The organism is Mycobacterium celatum, assembly GCF_002101595.1.
In the GTDB taxonomy this organism is placed as follows: Bacteria; Actinomycetota; Actinomycetes; order Mycobacteriales; family Mycobacteriaceae; genus Mycobacterium; species Mycobacterium celatum.
In genome coordinates this window covers 171,720-194,945 of the sequence record NZ_LQOM01000014.1, presented here as the reverse complement: position 1 = coordinate 194,945, position 23,226 = coordinate 171,720, and the positions used below count along the sequence as shown (strand labels likewise).

Sequence of the window (23,226 nt, the reverse complement as noted above, 5' to 3'; positions counted from 1 at the left end):
CGGCGAAACGAGGCGCGCCCGCGGCCGCATCCGATGACGAGCCGCCAGAGGACATCGATGACGTAGACGAACCGCCCGACGAGGGCGGCCGACATTCCGCCCGGTTCGGGCCAGACGAAGGAGCCATATGACGGGCGATCGCCCCAGCCAGCGCACCCTGGTGATCATCCCGACGTTCAACGAGCGGGAGAATTTGCCGTTGATCCTGCGTCGCTTGCATGATGCCCGTCCGGACGTGCACGTGCTCGTGGTCGACGACAGCAGCCCTGACGGCACCGGGCAGCTTGCCGACGAGCTGGCGGCCGCCGATCCCGAGCGGATCCACGTGATGCACCGCACGGTCAAAAACGGCCTCGGCGCCGCCTACCTGGAGGGGTTCGCCTGGGGGCTGAGCAGGCAGTACTCCACGCTGGTCGAGATGGACGCCGACGGCAGCCACGCGCCCGAGCAGCTGCACCGCCTGCTGGACGCCGTGGACGCCGGCGCCGACTTGGCCATCGGCTCGCGCTACGTCGACGGCGGGACGGTCCGCAACTGGCCGTGGCGGCGCGTCGTGCTGTCCAAGGTCGCCAACACCTATTCACGCCTGCTGCTGGGAATCGGCGTCCACGACATCACCGCCGGCTACCGGGCCTACCGGCGCGCGGTGCTGGAGAAGCTCGACCTGAGCGCCGTCGACTCCAAGGGCTACTGCTTCCAGATCGACCTGACCTATCGCACGGTCAGCAACGGCTTCACCGTCGTCGAGGTGCCGATCACCTTCACCGAGCGCGAACTCGGGGTGTCCAAGATGAGTGGGTCGAACATCCGCGAAGCGCTGGTCAAGGTCGCCCAGTGGGGGATCAGCGGGCGGCTCAACCGCCAGCCGCGAGCGTGCGTGTCGCCGGTCGACACGCCGGACTAATTGCCGGGTTTACGCACGCTCGCGTTGGAGCGCCGGTGGGTCAGCTGCCGCGGCGGCGCGACCTGATCAGGTCGAGGCGCTCCTTGAGCAGTTCCTCGAGTTCCTCGATCGAGCGGCGCTCCAGCAGCATGTCCCAGTGCGTGCGCGGCGGCTTGACCTTCTTCGGCTCGGGCAGGTCACCCTCGATCAGGGTGCCTTCCATCCCGTTGCGGCACAGCCAGGTGCCGGGGATCTCGGCGTCGTCGGCGAACGGAACGTCGAACTCCTCGCCGTTTTCCGTGCGATACCGCGCAATCTGACGCGGCGCCAGATCGTGGTTGCGGTCGGTCTCGTAGCTCACGGCTCCGAGGCGGCTGCCTCTCAGCACACGATCAGCCATCGTGAAACTCCTCTAAGTGCAATTCTCTCCGGGCTGGACAACGCTGTAGCGGTCCGCGCAGTTCCCGGGCGGTACGACGCGACCTCCCATGATACCGGGACCGCGACCCGGCGGCTGCCTTCACGTGGCGACCCGCTGCGCCCGGCTCCGCCGCGCTTGCGATCGCCACGGTTAAAGTCGGGGCCGTGAGCCGCCGTGCCCGACCGCAGCCATGCCGCTGGTGTGGCCGCGACGTGACCGACACCGGGATGGGCCGCCGCCGGCAGTACTGCCGCCAGTCCTGTCGACAGCGCGCCTACGAGCAGCGGGCCTCGATGAACGGGGCGAACGGCCCCGCGCTGCCGCCCGACGCCGTCGTGTTGTCCGCCGACGAGGCCGCCGACCTGTCCGACCGGGTTTATCAGGTGCGATGCGCCGCAGAAGACGTCGCCACCGCGCTCGACGAGGGAGCCGGCGCGACCGAACTGCGCGAGCTGTGCGATGCGCTGATGCGGGCGGCCAAGGCGGCCGACGGCTGGCGCTGACCGCGACTGACCGTCTCAAAGCTGTGACCTGTACAGTCGCGCCATGGATCGCTGGGCGAGGCCGGTAGTGGCCGCGCACCCGGCTCACCGACTTTCGTGACTCGGCCGCATTCCGGGTTCGGCGACCGACGTTAGGCGAGGGGTAACAAATATGGCTGACCAACTCCAGCATGCGACCGAAGCGCTGCGTAAGGCGCTGGTCCAGGTGGAGCGGCTGAAGCGCAAAAACCGCGCGCTGCTGGAACGGTCCGGTGAACCGATCGCGATCGTCGGCATGTCCTGCCGGTTCCCCGGCGGAGTCCAAAGCCCCGACGACTTATGGGACATGGTCGCCCAGGGCCGAGACGTGATGTCGGAGTTCCCCACCGATCGCGGCTGGGACCTGGCCAGCTTGTTCGATCCCGACCCCGATGCGCCCCACAAGTCCTACACCCGGCACGGCGGATTCGTCGACGGCGTCGCGGATTTCGACGCCGGCTTCTTCGGGGTGTCGCCGAGCGAGGCGCTGGCCACCGACCCGCAGCACCGGATGCTGTTGGAGCTGTCGTGGGAGGCGTTGGAGCGGGCCGGGATTGACCCGACCGGGCTGCGCGGCAGTGCCACGGGCGTGTTCGCCGGGATCATCGTCCAGGGCTACGGCATGCTCGCCGAAGAGATCGAGGGCTACCGGCTGACCGGGATGACCTCCAGCGTCGCCACCGGCCGGGTGGCCTATGTGCTGGGGCTGGAAGGCCCGGCGGTGTCGGTGGACACCGCGTGTTCGTCGTCGCTGGTGGCGCTGCACATGGCGGTGGCCTCGCTGCGCTCGGGCGAGTGCGACCTGGCCCTGGCCGGGGGAGCGACGGTTAACGCGACGCCGACGGTGTTCGTGGAGTTCAGCCGGCATCGCGGGCTCGCGCCGGACGGCCGGTGCAAGCCGTACGCGGGCGCGGCCGACGGCGTCGGCTGGTCCGAGGGCGGCGGCATGTTGGTGGTCGAGCGGCTCTCGGATGCCCGACGGCTGGGCCATCCGGTGTTGGCCGTGGTGCGCGGGTCGGCGGTCAACCAGGACGGCGCGTCCAACGGGTTGACAGCCCCGAACGGCCCGTCGCAGCAGCGAGTGGTGCGCACCGCGCTGGCCAACGCCGGACTCAGCCCGGCCGAGGTGGACGCGGTGGAGGGCCACGGCACGGGCACCACGCTGGGTGATCCCATTGAGGCGCAAGCACTTTTGGCGACCTACGGCCAAGACCGCAACGAGCCGTTGTGGCTGGGGTCGATCAAGTCGAACATGGGCCACACTCAGGCCGCCGCGGGTGTCGCCGGTGTGATCAAGATGGTGCAAGCGATGCGCCACGAGACGCTGCCGGCGACGCTTCATGTGGATTCGCCCAGCCCGCATGTGGACTGGTCGGCGGGGCGGGTGTCGTTGCTGACCGAACCCCATCCGTGGCCGGCCGACAAGCCGCGCCGCGCCGGGGTGTCGTCGTTCGGGATCAGCGGGACCAATGCGCATGTGATCATCGAATCGGTGCCGCCCGCGGAGGCGCCTGGCGACAAGACCGTCACGCCCGCGGTGCTGCCCTGGGTGGTGTCGGCGAAAAGCGCTGCGGCGCTGGGTAAGCAAGCGGCCCGGCTGTCGGAGTTCGTGGCCGCCCGCCCGGACTTGGATCCGCTCGACGTGGGCTGGTCCTTGGCGGGCCGGTCGACCTTTGAGCATCGGGCGGTCGTCGTCGGCTCGGATCGTGAGCAGTTGCTGACCGGGTTGGGCGAACTGGCCGAGGGCATCCCCGGCGCCGGCGTGATCCAGGGCGCGGCGACACCGGCCGGCAAGACCGTGTTCGTTTTCCCGGGCCAGGGCTCGCAATGGCTGGGTATGGGCGTCGAATTGCTCGACACCGCACCGGTTTTCGCTGAACACATGCAGGCCTGTGCGGACGCCTTCGGGGAGTTCGCCGACTGGTCGCTGATCGACGTGCTGCGCGGCGCACCGGGCGCGCCTGGCCTCGGCCGGGTCGACGTCGTGCAGCCCGCGCTGTTCGCGGTCATGGTGTCGCTGGCCGAACTCTGGCGATCGGTCGGTGTGCGCCCGGACGCCGTGATCGGCCATTCGCAGGGTGAGATCGCCGCCGCCTACGTCGCGGGTGCATTGTCGTTGCGCGACGCCGCCCGCGTCGTCACGCTGCGCAGCAAATTGCTGACAGAGTTGGCCGGCCGCGGCGGCATGGTGTCGCTGGCCTGCGACATCGAACAAGCGCGAGAGCTGTTGGCGCCCTTCGGTGATCGGATCAGCATCGCCGCGATCAACGGGCGGTCGGCGGTGGTGGTATCCGGTGAAGTGCCGGCGCTGGAAGAGCTGATCCGCCACTGCACGGAGAGCGAGCTGCGCGCGCGCCGCATCGACGTTGACTACGCGTCGCATTCCGTCGACGTCGAGGCGATCCGCGACCAGCTGGCCGACGCACTGGCCGGCATCGAGCCGCAATCGTCGCGCACCGCATTCTTTTCCACGGTCACCGGCGGTCTTTTCGACACCGCTGGATTGGACGCCGACTACTGGTACCGCAACATCCGGCAGACCGTCGAATTCGACCAGGCGGTCCGCAGCGCCTGTCAGCAGGGCTTTCGAACCTTCATCGAATCCAGCCCGCATCCGGCGTTGGTCGCCGGTATCGAGGACACCGTCACCGACCACGGCGCGCACCCCATCGTCATTCCCACCCTCGGCCGCGACGACGGCGGGTTCGACAGGTTCCTGACCTCCGCCGCGCAGGCCTTCGTGTCAGGTGTCGCCGTGGACTGGCGCGCCGCGCTGCCCGGTGGCCAGTTTGTCGAGTTGCCGACGTATGCCTTTGAGCGGCGGCGGTTTTGGCTCTCCGGCGACGGCGCCGCGCTGGACGCCGCCGGTCTGGGCCTGGCGTCCAGTGAGCATCCGCTGCTGGGAGCGGTTGTGGAGCGGCCGGACTCGGGCGGTGTGGTGTTGACCGGCCGGCTGTCGCCGTCGTCGCAGGTCTGGCTGAACGACCATGCCGTCTCGGGGATGACGGTGTTTCCGGGCACGGGGTTCGTCGAGTTGGCCATCCGCGCCGGCGACGAGGTCGGCTGTTCGGTGGTCGACGAGCTGACGCTGCAGGCGCCGTTGATGCTGCCCGCTTCCGGTTCGGTGGCGTTGCAGGTGGTTGTGGGGGCGGCCGACGAAGCCGGCAAGCGCAGCGTGTCGGTGTTCTCCAGGGAGAACGCCGATTCGGCGTGGACCACCCACGCCGAGGGCGTGTTGAGTTCGGAATCGGTTGCGACGGCGGCGGATTTGTCGGCTTGGCCGCCGGCCGGCGCCACGGCCGTCGACGTGGCCGACGGCTACGAGCGGTTGGCCGCCCACGGCTACGGCTACGGCCCGGCGTTTCGCGGTTTGACCGCGATGTGGCGCCGCGGCGACGAGGTGTTCGCCGAAGTGACCCTGCCGGAGGCAGCCGGGGGAGTCAGCGGGTTCGGCGTGCACCCGGCGCTGCTGGATGCCGCACTGCACGCATTGGTCGTCGGCCACGACACGGCCGAACTGGCATTGCCGTTCTCCTGGCAGGGCGTAACGCTGCATGCCGCCGGCGCGTCGGCGGTGCGGGTGCGAATCTCCCCGGCGGGCCCGTCGGCGGTGTCGGTCGAGCTGGCCGACGGTCTGGGGCTGCCGGTGTTGTCGGTGTCGGCGATGGTGGCCCGCCCGGTGTCGCAGCAGCAGTTGATGGCGGCGGTGTCCGGTTCCGGCGGCGATCGGCTTTTCGAGGTGGCGTGGTCGCCGGCTTCCCCCGGTACCGGGGCTACGCCGTCGTATGAGATCTTCGAATCGCTAACGGCGACAGAGGATCCCGTCACTGCCGCTTACGAACGTACGCACGCGGCGCTGACCGCGGTGCAGAGCTGGCTGACCGAACGCGACTCGGGCGTGCTCGTGGTCGTCACCCGCGGTGCCATGGCGCTGCCGGGGGAGGACGTCACCGATCTGGCGGGCGCCGCGGTGTGGGGGCTGGTGCGCTCGGCGCAGACCGAGCATCCCGGCCGGCTGGTGCTCGCCGACGTCGACGGCCCCGTCGATGCCGCAACGATTCTGGCGGTCGGTGAGCCGCAGGTGCTGCTGCGCGACGGGGTGGCGTACACGCCGCGGGTGCGCGGCAGCCGCGCGGTCGACGGTCTGCTGGTGCCGCCGGACGGCGACCGGCCGTGGCGGTTGGGCCTTTCGGCCGCAGGCACATTCGAAAATCTGCAGCTCGAGCCGGTGCCCAACGCCGACGCACCGCTGGGACCGGGCCAGGTCCGCGTCGCGGTCCGCGCGATCGCCGCCAACTTCCGCGACGTGATGATCACCCTGGGCATGTTCACCCACGACGCGCTGCTGGGCGGCGAGGCCGCCGGCGTGGTGGTCGAAGTTGCGCCCGGCGTCACCGAATTGGCGGTCGGGGATGCGGTGATGGGCTTCTTCCCGGACACCAGCGGCACGCTGGTCGCCGGCGACACCCGGCTGTTGCTTCCGATGCCGGCCGAGTGGTCGTTCGCCGAGGCCGCCGGCGTCTCGGCTGTCTTCACCACCGCCTACTACGCGTTCGTGCACCTGGCCGATGTGCGGCCGGGGCAGCGGGTGCTGATCCACGCGGCGACCGGTGGCGTCGGCATGGCGGCCGTGCAACTGGCGCGCCATTTGGGGCTGGAGATCTACGCCACCGCCAGCCGCGGCAAGTGGGACACGTTGCGGGCCATGGACTTTGACGACGACCACATCGCGGACTCGCGAACGCTGGACTTCGAGGAGAAGTTCCGCACGGCCACCGGCGGTCGCGGGTTTGACGTGGTGCTCGACTCGCTGGCCGGCGATTTCGTGGACGCCTCACTGCGGCTTGTTGCCCCGGGCGGCGTGTTCCTGGAGATGGGCAAGACCGACATCCGCGATCCCGGCGTGGTCGCCGAAAGCTACCCGGGAGTGCGCTACCGCGCCTTCGACCTCTTCGAACCCGGTCGGCCGCGCATGCACCAATACCTGCTCGAGCTGGCAAAGCTGTTCGACGACGGCGTATTACGGCCATTGCCGGTGACGACGTTCGACATCCGCCGCGCGCCGGCGGCGTTGCGGTATCTCAGCCAGGCCCGCCATACCGGCAAGGTCGTGATGACGATGCCGGACGCCTGGGCGGCGGGCACGGTGTTGATCACCGGCGGTACCGGGATGGCCGGCTCGGCGCTGGCGCGCCACGTCGTCGCCGAACACGGGGTGCGCCACCTGCTGCTGTTGAGCCGCCGCGGCGCCGACGCTCCTGGCGCGGCGGAGTTGGCCGCCGAACTTCGCGAAGCCGGTGCGCAGGTGCAGGTGGTGGCGTGCGATGCCGCCGACCGGGAAGCCTTGGCCAAAGTCATCTCCGACATTCCGGTCCAGCATCCGCTGTCGGCGGTGATCCACGCCGCCGGCGTCCTCGACGACGCAGTGGTCACCTCGCTCACCCCCGACCGGGTGGACCCGGTGCTGCGGGCGAAAGTCGACGCGGCGTGGAATCTGCACGAGCTGACGCGGGATCTGCATGTGTCGGCGTTCGTGATGTTCTCGTCGATGGCCGGCCTGGTGGGCTCCTCCGGGCAGGCCAACTACGCGGCGGCCAACTCCTTCCTTGACGCCCTCGCCGCGCACCGGCGCGCACACCGGCTGCCCGCGACGTCGCTGGGCTGGGGGCTGTGGGAGCAGGCCAGCGAGATGACTGGCGGGCTCGACGCGGCCGACCGGGCCCGGCTCAGCCGCAGCGGCGTCAAGGCGCTGTCGTCGGCGGAGGCGCTGCAGCTGTTCGACACCGCGATGATTCTCGACGAGCCGTTCCTGATGCCGGCGCACATCGACACCGCCGCGCTGCGCAACCACGCCGCGGCGATGCCGCCGATGTTCAGCGAGCTGATCACCGCCCCGACCCGGCGCCGGGTCGACGAGTCGCTGGCTGCCACCAAGTCCAAATCCGCTCTGGCGCAACGACTGCACGGCCTGTCCGACGACGAGCAACACGCCATGCTGCTGAGCTTGGTGCGCTCGCACATCGCCACGGTGCTGGGCAACACCACGCCGGAAGCCATCGATCCCGACAAGGCGTTCTCAGACCTCGGGTTCGACTCGCTGACCGCGGTCGAGATGCGTAACCGGCTCAAAGCCGCTACCGGGCTGGCACTTTCGCCTACTCTCATCTTCGACTACCCGACACCCAGCAGGCTCGCCGGCTACATGCGCACCGAGCTCGCCGGTGTGCCGCAGGAAATCAAGCAGGTCCCGGCGGTCCGCGCCACGGGCGACGACCCGATCGCGATCGTCGGCATGGCGTGCCGGTTCCCCGGCGGGGTCAACAGCCCCGACGACTTGTGGGACATGGTCGCCCAGGGCCGCGACGTGCTCACGGAGTTCCCCTCCGACCGTGGCTGGGATCTGGCCGGGCTGTTCAACCCCGACCCCGACGTGCCCGGCGCCTGCTACACCCGCACCGGCGGCTTCGTCGACGGCGTCGCCGACTTCGACCCCGGCTTCTTCGGCGTCGCTCCGAGCGAGGCGCTCGCCATGGACCCCCAGCAACGCATGTTCCTGGAACTGTCCTGGGAGGCGTTGGAGCGGGCCGGAATTGACCCGGCCAGTCTCCGGGGCAGCGCCACCGGCGTGTTCGCCGGTGTCATGACACAGGGATACGGCATGTTCGCCGCCGAACCCGTCGAAGGCTTCCGGCTGACCGGCCAGCTGTCGAGCGTCGCCTCCGGCCGGGTCGCCTACGTGCTGGGCCTGGAAGGACCGGCGCTGTCGGTGGACACCGCATGCTCGTCGTCTCTGGTCACGCTGCACATGGCGGTGCAGTCGCTGCGCTCGGGCGAGTGCGACCTGGCACTGGCCGGCGGTGTCACGATCAACGCCACCCCCGACATTTTTGTGGAATTCAGCCGCTGGCGCGGACTCTCACCGGACGGTCGCTGCAAGGCGTTCGCCGGGGCCGCCGACGGCACCGGCTTCTCCGAGGGCGGCGGCATGCTCGTCGTGGAGCGGCTCTCGGATGCGCAGCGACTGGGCCATCCGATACTGGCGGTGGTGCGCGGGTCGGCGGTCAACCAGGACGGCGCGTCCAACGGGTTGACGGCCCCGAACGGCCCGTCGCAGCAGCGGGTGGTGCGCGCCGCGCTGGCCAGCGCCGGACTCAGCCCCGCGGACGTGGATGCCGTGGAGGGCCACGGCACGGGCACCACGCTGGGCGATCCCATTGAGGCGCAAGCACTTTTGGCGACCTACGGCCAGGACCGCAACGAGCCGCTGTGGCTGGGGTCGATCAAGTCGAACATGGGCCACACTCAGGCCGCCGCGGGTGTCGCGGGCGTGATCAAGATGGTGATGGCGATGCGCCACCAGATGCTGCCGGCGACCCTGCACGTGGATGAACCCAGCCCACACGTGGATTGGTCGGCGGGACGGATCGCATTGCTCACCGAACCGCAGCCATGGCCGGCCGACGCCAAAACGCGTCGTGCGGGGATCTCGTCGTTCGGGATCAGCGGCACCAATGCGCATGTGATCATCGAGGCTGCCCCGCCGGGGCAGGAGCCGGACGAAGACCCCGTCAAGCCGCCGGCGCTGCCGTGGGTGGTCTCCGCGAAAACCGCTGCCGCACTGGGCAAGCAGGCGGCCCAGTTGTCCGAATACGTCGGGCACCATAGCGAACTTGACCCCGTCGACGTGGGCTGGACATTGGCGGGCCGCTCGACCTTCGAGCACCGGGCGGTCGTCGTCGGCTCTGATCGGGAACAGTTGCTTGCCGGCTTGACCGAACTCGCCGACGGCAACCCTGCCGGCACAGTCATCCAAGGCGCTGCGACGCCGGCCGGCAAAACCGTGTTCGTGTTCCCCGGCCAAGGCGCCCAATGGCTGGGCATGGGCATGGGCCTTCACGCCGCCTACCCGGTGTTCGCCGAAGCGTTCAACACCGTCGTCGGCGAGCTGGATCGGCATCTGCTGCGGCCGCTGCGCGAAGTGATGTGGGGGCATGACGAAAACGTGCTCAACACAACGGAGTTCGCGCAGCCGGCGCTCTTCGCGGTGGAAGTGGCGCTGTACCGGCTGCTGGAATCCTGGGGCATGCGTCCCGACTACGTGATGGGCCACTCGGTCGGCGAGCTGACCGCCGCGCACGTCGCCGGTGTGCTGTCGCTGGAGAACGCTGCGGTCCTGGTAGCCGCGCGCGGCCGATTCATGCAGGCGTTGCCCGCCGGCGGTGCCATGGTCGCGCTGCAGGCCACCGAAGAGGAAGTGCGGCCGCTGCTCGGCGACGACGTCGGCATCGCGGCGATCAACGGGCCGACGTCGGTGGTGGTGTCGGGCGCCCAAAAAGCTGTGGCCGCGGTGGCCGAAAGTCTACGTGAAATGGGCCGCCGAACGCACCGGCTCGCCGTGTCGCACGCCTTCCATTCGCCGTTGATGGAACCGATGATCGCCGAGTTCTCCACGGTCGCAGGCGGTCTCGCTATCGGCCAGCCGACCATCCCGATCATCTCAAACGTGACCGGGCAGCTGACGTCCGACGGCTTCGCGTCCGCGCAGTATTGGACGACGCACATCCGCCAAGCGGTGCGGTTCGCCGACAGCGTCCGGTTCGCGCATTCGGCGGGAGCCACCCGCTTCCTCGAGGTGGGCCCCGGCGGCGGGCTGACCGCCTCCATCGACGAATCGCTGCCCGACGCCGACATTGTGTCGGTACCGATGCTGCGCAAAGACCGCCCCGAGCCCACCAGCCTGACCACTGCCGCCGCGCAGGCCTTCGTGTCCGGCGCCGCGGTCGACTGGCGCAAGGTGCTGGGCAGTGGCCGGTTTGTCGAATTGCCGACGTATGCCTTTGAGCGACGGCGCTTCTGGCTTTCCGGCGACGGCGCCGCGGTCGACGCTGCCGGACTGGGATTGGAATCCAGTGAGCATCCGCTGCTGGGCGCCGTGGTGGAACTGCCGGCATCCGGGGGAGTGGTGCTCACCGGTCGGCTCGCGCCCGCGTCGCAGCCCTGGCTGAACGACCACGCGATCGGCGGCGTGGTCCTGTTCCCGGGCGCCGGATTTGTGGAACTGGTGATCCGCGCCGGCGACGAAGTCGGTTGCGGCGTCGTCGAAGAATTGATGCTGGCGGCGCCGCTGGTATTGCCGGCCACCGGCTCGGTCGCGGTGCAGGTCGTGGTCGGCGGTTGCGACGAGACGGGCTCCCGGGCGGTGTCGGTGTTTTCCCGCGCCGACGCCGGCTCGGGCTGGGTATTGCACGCCGAGGGCCATGTCAGTTCGGGAAGTGTCGAACCCGGCGCAGACTTGTCGGCGTGGCCGCCGGTCGGCGCAGCACCGGTCGACGTGACCGGGGTGTACGAGCAGCTGGCCGCCCGCGGGTACGGGTACGGCCCTGCGTTCCAGGGCCTGACCGCGATGTGGCGCCGCGGCGACGAGGTGTTCGCCGAGGTGTCGCTGCCCGCCAACGCCGGCGTGTCACCTGCGGGATTCGGCGTACACCCGGCGGTGTTGGATGCCGCGCTGCATGCGGTGATCGTGGCCACTGACGGCGCTGACGCGGATAGCGGTGTGCTGGTGCCGTTCTCGTGGCAACGGGTGTGCCTGCACGCCGCCGGCGCGTCCGCGGTGCGGGCCCGGATCTCGCCCACCGGCCCGTCATCGGTATCGGTCGAGCTGGCCGACGGATTGGGGTTGCCGGTGCTGTCCGTGTCGGCGATGGTGGCCCGACCGGTGTCGCAGCAGCAGTTGATGGCGGCACTGTCGGGCTCGGGCCCGGATCGCTTGTTCGAGGTGATCTGGTCACCCGCGGCCGCCGGCGCGGACGCCACGCCGTCGTACGAGGTCTTCGAATCCTCGCCGACTGCAGGGGATCCGCTGGCAGCCACCTACGAGCGCACGCATGCAGCGTTGGCCACGGTGCAGTCATGGGTGTCCGAGCATGACTCCGGTGTCCTCGTTGTCGTCACTCGCGGCGCGGTGGCGTTGCCGGGTGAGGTCGTCACCGACCTGGCCGGCGCCGCGGTGTGGGGGCTGGTGCGCTCGGCGCAGACCGAGCACCCCGGACGGCTGGTGCTCGCCGACGTCGACGGAGACATTGACGCCGAGGCGATTTTGGCGGTCGGCGAGCCGCAGGTGGTGGTGCGCGGCGGCGTCACCCATATCGCGCGGGTGCACGGCAGCCGCGCGGTGGACGGGTTGCTGGTGCCGCCTGGCGGTGACCAGCCGTGGCGGTTAGGTCTTTCCAGCCCAGGCACATTCGAGAACCTGCTGATGGAGCCGCTGCCCGACGCCGACGCGCCGCTGGCGTCCGGGCGCGTCCGGGTTGCGGTCGAGGCAATGGCCGCCAACTTCCGCGACGTCATGATCACCCTGGGGCTCTACCCCGACGAGGACGCTGAGATGGGTGTCGAGGCGTCCGGTGTCGTCGTCGAAATCGGGCCCGGCGTCACCGAATTCGCAGTGGGCGACCGGGTGGCCGGCTTGTTCCCGGAGGGCACCGGCACCGTCGCCACCACCGACCAGCGGTTGCTGCTCGGAATCCCGGCCGGCTGGTCGTCCACCGACGCAGCCACCGTGCCGGTTGTGTTCGCGACCGCGTACTACGCGTTGTCGACCCTTGCGGAGGTGAAGGCGGGTCAGCGGGTGCTGATTCACGCCGCCGCCGGCGGTGTCGGCATGGCCGCCGTGCAACTGGCCCGGCACTGGGGATTGGAAGTCTTCGCCACCGCCAGCCGCGGCAAGTGGGACACGTTGCGCGCCATGGGTTTCGACGACGACCACATCGCCGATTCGCGAACCCTGGACTTCGAGGACAAGTTCCGGGCCGTGACCGGCGGCCGCGGAATGGACGTGGTGCTCGACTCGCTGGCCGGCGATTTCGTCGACGCCTCGCTGCGGCTGGTAGCGCCCGGCGGGATCTTCCTGGAGATGGGCAAGACCGACATCCGCGACCCGGGCGTCGTCGCCGACAACCACGCGCAGGTTCGCTACCGCGCCTTCGACCTGTTCGAGGCGGGGGCCGACCACATCCGGCGGATCCTCAGCGAGTTGGCCGCGATGTTCGCGAACAAGTCGTTGCGGGCGTTGCCGGTCACCAGGTTTGACATTCGTCGTGCACCGGCGGCGTTGCGGTATTTGAGCCAGGCCCGTCATGTCGGCAAGGTCGTGATGACGATGCCCGACGCATGGGCGGCGGGCACGGTGTTGATCACCGGCGGCACCGGAATGGCGGGTTCGGCGCTGGCGCGACATGTGGTGACCCGGCATGGAGTGCGTCACCTGCTGTTGTTGAGCCGCCGCGGCGCGGACGCACCGGGTGCAGCCGAGTTGACCGCAGAGCTACGCGAGGCCGGCGCGCAGGTGGAGGTGGTGGCTTGCGATGCGGCCGACCGCGACGCGCTGGCCGCAGTGGTCGGCCAACTCCAGCGCCCGCTGTCGGCGGTGTTCCATACCGCCGGGGTGCTCGACGACGCGGTGGTGACCTCGCTGACGCCGGAACGGATGGATGCGGTGTTGCGCGCCAAGGTGACCGCCGTGTGGAACCTGCACGAGCTGACCCGGGATCTGCACGTGTCGGCGTTCGTGATGTTCTCGTCGATGGCCGGTCTGGTGGGCTCCTCCGGACAGGCCAACTACGCGGCGGCGAACTCGTTCCTCGACGCGCTCGCCGCACATCGCCGCGCTCAGGGCCGGCCGGCCATCTCGCTGGGCTGGGGGCTGTGGGAGCAGGCCAGCGGCATGACCGGCGACCTCGGGACCGTCGACTTCGCTCGGTTCGCGCGCGACGGCATCGTGGCCATGTCGGCCGGCGAGGCTCTCTCGCTGCTCGACACCGCGATGATTGTCGACGAGCCGTTCCTGCTGCCGGCCCGCATCGATTTCACCGCCCTGCGCGCCAAGCATGACGCCGGCACCCTGCCGCCGATGTTCGTCGACCTGATCAACGCGCCGGCCCGGCGTCAGGTCGACGACTCGCTGGCCGCCGCCAAGTCGAAATCGGCGCTGCTGCAACGCTTGGAAGGGCTGGCCGAGGACGAGCAGCATGCCGTCCTGCTGGATCTGGTGCGCTCGCACATCGCCACAGTGCTGGGCAACACCACGCCCGAGGCGATCGATCCCGACAAGGCGTTCCAGGAACTGGGTTTCGACTCGCTGACCGCGGTCGAGATGCGCAACCGGCTCAAAGCCGCTACCGGGTTGGCGCTATCACCCACGCTCATCTTCGACTACCCGAACTCCGCGGCGCTGGCCGGATATTTCCGCCAAGAGCTGCTCGGCGCCGAGGGCCAGGTGCCGGAAAAGGCGGCGCCCGGGGAAGCGGAAATCCAGCACGTCGTCGCGTCGATCCCGGTCAAGCGCCTCCGGCAGGCCGGGGTGCTGGACCTGCTGCTGAGTTTGGCCAACGAAACCGACGGCACCGCTGGGTCCGAAGTCAGCGAAAAAGACCTCGCTGACATGGATCTCGATGACCTGGTCAACGCGGCGCTGCTCGACGACGACGAGTAAACCGAGGCCGGCCAGTGAGAATTGCCGTCACCGGTGCTAGCGGCGTCCTCGGTCGCGGAATCGCGACCCGGCTGCTCACCCTGGGCCACGACGTCGTCGGGCTGTCCCGGCATCGTCGCGAAAGTTGGCCCACTGCAGCTGAATTCGTGCAAGCCGATATCCGCGATGCGAGCGCGGTGCGTCGGGTCATCTCCGGCGCCGAAGTCGTCGCGCACTGTGCCTGGGCAACCGACCGTGACAGCGACGAGGTCAACATCGGCGGCACCGCCAATGTCCTCGACGCGATGGCCGAAACCGGGGCCCGGCGCGTCGTATTCGCATCCTCGGCGCACGTTTACGGCCAACGCCGCGCACACGCCTCGCCGCTGACCGAGCAGGACGCGCTGAATCCGGCAACCGCACAAGGCCGCCAGCAAGCCCGCGTCGAGGACATGCTGGCCCATGGCAACGCCGAGTGGGTGGCGATCCGCTCGGCGACCATCCTCGGCCGAAATGTCGACAACTGGGTGCTGCAGCTGTTCGCTGCGGCGCTGATTCCGGGCGTCAACGCATCTGATCGCCTGCAGGTCGTGCACGCCGACGACGCCTATCGCCTGTTCGTGCGGGCGATCCTCGACGCCGGAATCGACAGCGGGCCGGTCAACCTCGCAGCGTCGGGGGAGCCGACACTCGCCGAAATCGCCGCCGCACTGGGCCGTCCGCTCGTGCGCATTCCGGCCGCGCTGCGCCGCTGGGCGGGCAGCTCGTTGGCCGAACTGCTCAGCGCCCCGCCGATGGACACTTCGCTGCTGTGCGACAAATGGGAATTCAGTCCGACGTGGACCGCCCGGGAATGCATCGACGACCTTGCGCTGGCCGTGCGCGGCCGGGTGAGCATCGGTCGACGGATGGTGTCGCTGCCCTGGCAGCTCACCAATGTGCGGGACATTCCCTCCGTCGACGCGCCGGCCGCGGACGGGACCGTCCCCGTGCCGGCCGGCCCCGAGGGCAGCAACGGCGAGTTCGACACGCCGATCGACCCGCGGTTCCCGATGTTTCTGGCCACCAACCTGTCCGAGGCGCTGCCCGGGCCGTTCTCGCCGTCGTCGGCGTCGGTGGCGGTGCGCGGTTTGCGTGCGGGCGGGGTGGGCATCGCCGAACGGCTGCGCCCGGGCGGCCTGGTCCAACGCGAAATCGCCACGCGCACAGTCGGAGTGTTCGCCCACCGACTCTACGGCGCCATCACCACCGCGCACTTTATGGCCGAAACGGTGCCGTTCGTCAAACCCGAGTCGGTGGTCGCCAACAGCCAGTTCTTCGGTCCCAGCCTGGCTACGTTGCCGATCTTCGGCGAGCATCGGCTACCACCCGAACCCCGCAGCGTGCCAAAGCCATTGCGCACCTTACGCAATCTCGGGATCTTCGGCCTCAACCTGGTCGGGCTGAGCGCCGGCACCGCACGCGATACTCGTGACTACATCGCCGACATCGAGCGTCTCGAAGACCTGAGCGGCGGCGACCTCACGCAACTCGACGAACGCCGGCTGTTGAGTCTGATCCTGTTGGCGCGCGACCTCGTCGTGCACGGCTGGGTGCTGGCCTCCGGGTCGTTCATGACGTTCGCCGCGTTCAGCGTGCTGCTGCGCGGCCTTGGCGGGCGCAACATCGCACCGTCGGCCGGCCAGGACCTGGTCAGTGCTCGCCTGCTGGGCGCGCTGCACCGGCTGGTGGCCGTGGCCCGACGCGACCCGAACGTGGCCCGGATACTTGCCGAACCGGGTAAGCACCTCGATGCGTTGGCCGAGCAGGCGCCGGAATTCCACGCCGCGGTCCTCGACGAGCTGGCGCTGATCGGGCACCGCGGTCCCGCAGAAGTCGAGATGTTGTCGACTACCTACGCCGACGATCCCGAGCTGCTGCTGCGGATGGTGGCGAAATCGTTGAATGCGTCGGCGATCCCGGAACCGCGGCACCTGCCAATTCCCGTGCAGGCCCGGCCTGTCGCGGCGCTGGCCGTGCGTCAGCTGCGCGACCGTGAAGCCCGTCGCGACCGAATGGTGCGCGCCATTTGGGTGCTGCGACGACTGCTGCGCGAGTACGGTCGCCGCCTGGTGGATTCCGGCACTCTCGACGCGCCCGACGACGTCTTCTATCTGTTGGTCGACGAACTCGATGCGCTGCCCGCCAATGCAGCGGACATCGTGGCGCGACGGCGCGCGGAACGCGCCCGGCTGGCCGACGTGACTCCGCCTGCGGTGTTCAGCGGCAGCTGGCAGCCCGGCAGCACTCTGGCGACGGTCCTCACCGCGGGGGAGACGTTGCACGGTCTCGGCGTCTGCGGCGGACGGGTGCGCGGACGGGTCCGGATCGTCCGGCCGGAGACCATCGACGAGCTGGAACCCGGCGAGGTCCTGGTCGCGGAGGTGACCGACGTCGGCTACACCGCGGCGTTCTCCTACGCGGCCGCGGTCGTCACGGAACTCGGTGGCCCGATGTCGCACGCCGCGGTGGTGGCCCGCGAGTTCGGATTCCCCTGTGTGGTCGACGTCGCCGGCGCCACGCGGCGCCTGCCGCCCGGGGCGCTCGTCGAGGTCGACGGCTGCGCCGGAGAGATCCGCGTGCTCGACCTCGCCGCCGACGATGCGGCGTCGACAACGGCCAGCCGGCAGGATCCGAATAGCCCGTAGCAGCAACGGGTTTCAGCAGCTGAACTTCGCGCCCACACCGTCCGGTGGTGGCACCGACTGCAGGCATCCGAACGGCTGCACACCGGCGGCGGCCAGCCGGACCGCCGAGCGGTGGGCGTAATTCACGCACAGCACCGCGTCCTGGTCAGCGCGGCAACGATAGTCGCCGAACGACAACGACTTTCCGGCCGGCAGCTCGGGCCCGTCGCCGCGAGCGAACGGCCCGGGGTCGGCGCGCGCCGATCCGACCTGCAGGCTTGCACCGTCGAAGTCCACCCAGCCACCCTCCCAGTGGCCGTAGGCCGTCGCCGGCCGCGGTGGCGGATGGACCAGGTTGACCAGGCAGGCCAGTGCACCACCGGTGTGCTTGGTGTCGGTCATGCAGGCGACTTTGCCGACGCTGAAAGCGATGTCGTCGCCGAGTTCGGTGGTGACGCCGTTGCGCGTCGTGCGGTGAAACCCGGCCGCCTCGGCGGGCGGACCGGCTTCGATCCACGCGATGACGTCGGCGATCGCGGCGCCGGCCGCCGGCGCGGCAGAAGGGGTACTCGCCTTGCCGGACGACGGCGTGGTTGCCGACGCATGCGAGGACGTCGGCCCCGGAGTCGACGTCTGCTTGGGTTGGCCGGTGATTTCGTGCGAACATCCGGCGACCAGCACCGACGCTGCGACCAGCATGGCAATCCGCATGTCGTTAGGTTAACGGGCGGCGTCGTTCGCTACCGTCGCAATATGCACGAACACACCGTCCGCGCACACACCGCCGCCGGCGCCGTCGAGGGTTTCACCCGCGACGGCGTGCACCGGTGGCGTTCCATTCCTTACGCCCGCCCGCCGGTCGGGCCGCTGCGATTCCGGGCGCCGCAACCTGTCCAGCCGTGGTCGGGTGTGCGGCACTGCCATGCGTTCACCAAATGCGCTCCGCAAGAGCGCCGCTACACCATCGTCGGGCCCGGCAAGTTTCAGCCGAGGGGCGAGGACTGCCTGACACTCAACGTCGTCACCCCCGAGGATGCCCGCGGCGAAGCGTTGCCCGTCATGGTGTTCGTGCACGGCGGCGGATACATCCTGGGCAGCTCGGCCACCCCGCTGTACGACGGCGCCGGGCTGGCCCGCCGTGGATGTGTGTATGTGTCGGTGAACTACCGGCTCGGAGCGCTCGGCTGTCTGGACCTGTCGTCGCTGTCGACGGCCGAGATCCCCATCGACAGCAACCTTTTCCTGCGCGACCTGGTGATGGCGTTGGGTTGGGTGCGTGACAACATCGCTGAGTTCGGCGGCGACCCGGACAACGTCACGTTGTTCGGCGAAAGCGCGGGCGCTCACGCAGTCGCGACCATGATGGCCGTGCCGCAGGCCAAAGGCCTGTTCTCTCAGGCTATTTCAGAAAGCCCGGCGTCGGGCATGGTGCGTTCCCGCGAGATGGCGGCCGAATTCGCGGCGCGTTTCGCCGCACTGCTCGGGGCTCGCCGGCAAGACGCGGCCCACGCGCTGATGCAGGCGACGCCCGCCGAACTGGTTGCGGCACAAAACCGTCTGATCGACGAAGGTGTGCGAGATATCCTGGGCGCCTTCCCGCTCGGGCCGGCTTTCGGCGACGACTGCCTGCCGCTGGACCCCATCGAGGCGATGCGCCGCGGCGAGGCGCACCGCATTCCGCTCATCGTCGGCACCAACGCCGAAGAGGGCCGCCTGTTCACCCGTTTCCTGCGGCTGCTGCCGACGACGGAGCCGATGATCGAAGCGCTGCTCGCCGAGGTCGATCCGGCTGCTCGCGAACGCATTACCCGCGCCTACCCGGACTATCCGGAACCTTCGGCCTGTATCCGTCTCGGCGGCGACTTCGCCTTTGGTTCGGCGGCCTGGCAGATCGCGGAAGCCCACGGCGCCCACGCGCCGACCTACCTGTATCGCTACGACTACTCGCCGCGCACCTTGCGCTGGTCGGGTCTGGGCGCCACCCACGCCACCGAACTGCTCGCCGTCTTCGATGTCTACCGCACCAGATTGGGCGGGCTGCTGACGGCGGCCGGCGACAGGCGGTCTGCGCTTCGGGTCAGCAACGAAATACAAAGGCGGTGGCGCTCATTCAGCCGCACCGGGGTGCCCGGCGACGGCTGGCCCGCCTATACCGACGCCGACCGCGCCGTCATGGTCTTCGACCGTAAATCCCATGTCGAATTCGACCCGCATCCCGAGCGGCGAATGGCATGGCAGGGCTTTTCGCTGGCACGGTGATGCCACGATGATGCCGCCACAGGCCGACACAGTGATCGAACGACCGGAAAACCTCACCGCCGAGTGGCTTACCGGGGTGCTGGGCGCCGGGACCGTCACCGATTTCGCCGTCGACCGCATCGGCACCGGTCAGATGAGCGAGTGCTACCGCGTCCAGCTGAGCTACGCCGACGTTGGCGCACACCCGGATTCAGTGGTGCTCAAAGTCGCGGCCACCGACCCGGTCAGCCGTCAGACCGGGCTGAGCCTGGGCCTCTACGAGCGTGAGGTTCGTTTCTACCGCGAGGTTGCGCCGCGGCTGTCCGGACCGGTGGTGCCCTGTTACCACGCCGCCGTGGACGCCTCGTCCGGCGTCTTCGACGTGCTGCTCGGTGACGCCAACCCGGCCGTCCTCGGCGACGAAATCCGCGGCGCCACAGCCGCTCAGGCCGAGCTTGCGGTGCGCGAGCTGGCCCGCTTGCAGGGCCCGCTACTCGGTGACGCCGCGCTGGCCGACGCGCCGTGGCTGAACCGGGACACGCCGGTCAACCAGGCATTGATCGGCCAGCTCTACGCCGGCTTCGTCGACCGCTATGGCGACCGGATCGCGCCGCAACACCGTGCGGTGTGCGAACGGCTGGTCGGTGCCTTCGACGAGTATCTGGCCCAGGAGTCCGGCGGCCTGCACGGTCTGGTGCACGGCGACTACCGGTTGGACAACATGCTTTTCGGCGCGGTCGGCGCCGATCGCCCACTGACGGTGGTCGATTGGCAGACGGTCACCTGGGCTCCGGCGATGACCGACCTGGCCTACTTCCTGGGCTGTGCGCTGCCGGCGGCCGACCGGCGCGCGCACTATGACGCGCTGCTGCGGACCTATCACGACGCGCTCGGCCCGGACGCGCCGATCAGTCTCGCCGACGTCCGCGACGGTGTGCGCAGGCAGAGCTTCTTCGGCGTGATGATGGCCATCGTGTCGTCGATGCTGGTGGAACGCACCGAGCGGGGCGACGCGATGTTCATGACGATGCTGGAACGCCATTGCGAGCATGTACTCGACACGGACGCGCTGACCACGCTGCCGGCACCGGCGCCAGTCGAGCCGCTGCGCCCGTCGCACGATAACGAGTCCGCGCATACCGCAACCGCCGAGCCGCTGTGGAGCGAAAGTTGGTATGCCGACTTCGCCGATGCCACACAGGGTTTCGGCGGCTGGGTCAGGATCGGGTTGATGCCCAACCAGCGCCGCGCCTGGCTGCACGCACTGTTGTGCGGCCCCGATGTACCCACGGTCGCGGTCGTCGAGTTCGATGCTCCGCTGCCCGTCGAGCCGTGGGCGCTGCGCACCGGCACCATCGCCTTCACCCACTCCGCCGACAGCGCACTGCAGACCTATCGCGTTGTGTTGCAAGGCCGCGGCCAGTCCTATGCCGACCCGTCCGCGCTGCTGCGCGGCGAAGCAGGTGTGGCGGCTGACGTGGCAATGGATCTGGTGTGGAGCACCGACGGCACACCGTATCAGTATCGGCTGACCACCCGCTACGAGATTCCCTGCAGGGTGTCGGGCAGCGTCACCGTCGACGGCGCTTCATACCGCATCGATGCGGCGCTCGGCCAACGCGACCACTCGTGGGGAGTTCGGGACTGGTGGGGCATGGACTGGAACTGGAGTGCACTGCATCTCGACGACGGAACGCACTTGCACGCCGTGGACATCCGGATCCCGGGCACACCGGCGATCGGCGTCGGCTACGTCCAGGACCGGCAGGGCGCGGTCACCGAGTTGAGTGCCGTCGGCGGTCGGGAAGTGTTCGGCGACAACGGGTTACCGACCGAAGCCAGGCTGGCCGTCGATCCGGGCGGCATTTCCGCGACCATCGACCTGCGCGGGCACGCACCGCTGCGGCTCGTCGCCGACGACGGTCGGATCAGCCATTTTCCGCGAGCATGGGGCACCGTCAGTACGGCCGACGGCAGAGCCGGTGTGGGTTGGCTGGAATGGAACCGCAATCGGTCACAGCAGTGACCGCCACGTGGCCACCGATCGTGGTCATGGGTGTCTCGGGGTCGGGCAAATCGACCGTGGGTGCTGCGCTGGCGCGGCGCCTCATTGTGCCTTTCGCGGACGCCGACGCCCTTCACCCCGATGCCAACATTGCCAAGATGGCCGCGGGTAAACCGCTCGACGACAACGACCGTCACCCGTGGCTGGATGTCGTCGGGAGGTGGCTGGCCGACCATTGCGAAGGCGGTGTCATGAGCTGCTCGGCGCTCAAACGCACATACCGCGATCAGCTGCGCGCACACCGCCCGACGGTCGAGTTCTTGCATTTGAGCGGCACACCGGAGCTGATCGCTGGCCGGCAGGCCGGCCGCACCGGCCACTTCATGCCCGCGTCGCTGCTGAAGTCGCAATTCGACACCTTGGAGCCGCTCGAACCCGACGAGCACGGGATCACCGTCGACGTCGACGACTCCGTCGACGCGATTGTCGAGCGCTTCGTTGCCTACCTCAGCGCTTGAGCACCTGCGTGCCGCCGGCCAACTCGTCGTGCTTGCCCTGCTTGGTCGGGCTGGAGCTGATCGTCGCCGCGATCACCACGTAGGCGATGAAGGCCAGCAGACCGCCGAAGTAGGGCACCACCGCCAGCAGGGTGAACGCATTGCGGATGGCGGACTGCTTCGCATCGGGCTTGGCCGCGCCGCCGGGGCCGCGCACCTCCAGGCCGAGCAGCTTCTTGCCCGGGCTGGAGCCCTGGGTGACTTCGAACAGCACGAAATAACCGAACATCAGGACACCGGAGAACAATCCGGTGACCAGGAACCAGTAGTCCTTGTCGAGCATGAACAGCGAGAGCACGAACGCCACGATGTTGACGATGATGCCGTCGATGAGCCGGGCAACGAAACGTTCGCCGAGCCCGCCGGGTCGCCGACCGGGCGTCGACGGCGGCGGATACCCGAATTGAGGCGAATTGGGGTCAGGGTCACCTGTCGGCATTGCATTTACGATAGTTACCCAATCGGCGGATATGAACGAGGCGCCCTGGCGATGTACGAGATGGTGGTGGCGCCGGCGGTAGCCGCCCGTCGACGTCACCCCAGCGGTAGCGCGTTTCGCCAGGCCGGCTGGTTTGCGGCGCGCCGCAGCGGCAGCCGCTTGCGACGGCCGCCGGCCCGCTTGCGCGCGGTCTCGGCCAGTTCCGTGCCGCGCTCCCGGGCGGTCTCCGCGAGCTCGGTGCCGCGCTCGCGGGCGAGCTCGGCGAACTCCGTGCCGCGCTCCCGGGCGGTCTCCGCGAGCTCGGTGCCGCGCTCGCGGGCGAGCTCGGCGAACTCCGCGCCGCGCTCCCGTGCGGCCTCGACCAGCGGCGCGCTTCTTTCGGCCGCCGCACTGGCCAATTCGCGGCCGCGTTCGGCGCCGAGCTGCAGGCTGTGACCGATTTTCTCCCCGAGATCGCCGAGCCGTTCGCCGAGTTCGGAGTCGAGCAGCGCGTTGTCGGACCCACCGAGTGGCAGCGCACCCGACACCGCTTCGGAAATCCGGCCCGCGGCCCGTCGACTGCGCCACCCCAGCGACGGCTTCCCCTCCGTGTCGGCCGAGGCGATGATCAACCCGCCGAGCAGACTCAAATCGGTGAGGAAGTCGCGGCGTTGCTGAGCTTTGCGCTGCGGATCGGACTCGTTCCAAAACAGGTGCCCGCCAAGGCTGCCCGGGATCACGGTGAACGCCAGAGCCGCCGAGGCAATCCGCGGCATTTTGCCGGTGGCAAGCAGCAGGCCGCCGCCGACCTGCACCGCCGCGTTGATCCGGGCGGCTGTCCGGGGGTCGGCCGGAACCTTCGTGCCTACCGGATCGGGCAGTGCCCTCAGCGCGTCGAGGGTGGGCTGCGCAGCCCCGGCGCTGGTCTGTGGGTTTCGCAGGGTCTCGACGCCTTGGCCGATGAATACTGCTGACAACAGGGGGCGAGCGATTCTACGAAGCAACATGGCCGGTGTGTTCCCGGGCTGACCGGTGCGCAAACCGC

The 23,226-nt window shown here is 69.4% G+C and carries 10 protein-coding genes and 1 pseudogene; 7 read left to right on the top strand and 4 right to left on the bottom strand.

Annotated features, from left to right (window positions below):
* Positions 1-74: 74 nt before the first annotated feature.
* Positions 75-904 (top strand): annotated as a pseudogene (locus AWB95_RS03260) (polyprenol monophosphomannose synthase); the annotation flags it as partial.
* 40 nt (positions 905-944) lie between these two features.
* Here the strand turns inward: AWB95_RS03260 and rbpA are convergent.
* A complete protein-coding gene (gene rbpA, locus AWB95_RS03255; RefSeq protein ID WP_062541468.1) occupies positions 945-1,283 on the bottom strand; it encodes an RNA polymerase-binding protein RbpA in 339 nt (112 codons plus the stop codon).
* 185 nt (positions 1,284-1,468) lie between these two features.
* On the opposite strand from rbpA, the gene AWB95_RS23450 reads away from it, so the two are divergent.
* From AWB95_RS23450 to AWB95_RS03240, 3 genes are all read left to right on the top strand, one after another.
* The gene (locus AWB95_RS23450) at positions 1,469-1,807 is read left to right on the top strand and encodes a hypothetical protein (protein ID WP_084707361.1); all 339 of its coding nucleotides are present in this window, start codon (positions 1,469-1,471) and stop codon (positions 1,805-1,807) included.
* Between the two features lie 151 nt (positions 1,808-1,958).
* Positions 1,959-14,318, top strand: a complete 12,360-nt coding sequence (locus AWB95_RS03245) for a type I polyketide synthase (protein ID WP_085167624.1) — start codon at positions 1,959-1,961, stop codon at positions 14,316-14,318.
* 14 nt (positions 14,319-14,332) lie between these two features.
* Complete coding sequence (locus AWB95_RS03240) at positions 14,333-16,984, top strand: NAD-dependent epimerase/dehydratase family protein (RefSeq protein WP_085167622.1); 2,652 nt, start codon at positions 14,333-14,335, stop codon at positions 16,982-16,984.
* Between the two features lie 12 nt (positions 16,985-16,996).
* Here the strand turns inward: AWB95_RS03240 and AWB95_RS03235 are convergent, their stop codons facing one another.
* On the bottom strand, positions 16,997-17,674 hold the full coding sequence (locus AWB95_RS03235) for a hypothetical protein (protein WP_062541451.1): 678 nt from the start codon (positions 17,672-17,674) through the stop codon (positions 16,997-16,999).
* Between the two features lie 42 nt (positions 17,675-17,716).
* Between AWB95_RS03235 and AWB95_RS03230 the strand changes: the two genes are divergently transcribed.
* From AWB95_RS03230 to AWB95_RS03220, 3 genes are read left to right on the top strand one after another with little or no spacing between them, the layout of a single operon-like run.
* Positions 17,717-19,222: a carboxylesterase/lipase family protein gene (locus AWB95_RS03230; protein WP_062541452.1), complete on the top strand. Its 1,506-nt coding sequence runs from the start codon at positions 17,717-17,719 to the stop codon at positions 19,220-19,222.
* Between the two features lie 10 nt (positions 19,223-19,232).
* Complete coding sequence (locus AWB95_RS03225; protein WP_062541455.1) at positions 19,233-21,227, top strand: DUF7064 domain-containing protein; 1,995 nt, start codon at positions 19,233-19,235, stop codon at positions 21,225-21,227.
* Positions 21,228-21,253: 26 nt separating this feature from the next.
* Positions 21,254-21,724, top strand: a complete 471-nt coding sequence (locus AWB95_RS03220; protein ID WP_232315753.1) for a gluconokinase — start codon at positions 21,254-21,256, stop codon at positions 21,722-21,724.
* Here the strand turns inward: AWB95_RS03220 and AWB95_RS03215 are convergent.
* Both AWB95_RS03215 and AWB95_RS03210 read right to left on the bottom strand, forming a co-directional pair.
* Positions 21,714-22,202, bottom strand: coding sequence for an RDD family protein (locus AWB95_RS03215; protein WP_062541454.1), 489 nt, complete (start codon positions 22,200-22,202; stop codon positions 21,714-21,716). The two genes, AWB95_RS03220 and AWB95_RS03215, sit on opposite strands and share 11 nt — an antisense overlap.
* Positions 22,203-22,297: 95 nt before the next feature.
* Positions 22,298-23,188: a DoxX family protein gene (locus AWB95_RS03210; protein ID WP_085167620.1), complete on the bottom strand. Its 891-nt coding sequence runs from the start codon at positions 23,186-23,188 to the stop codon at positions 22,298-22,300.
* Between the last annotated feature and the right edge of the window lie 38 nt (positions 23,189-23,226).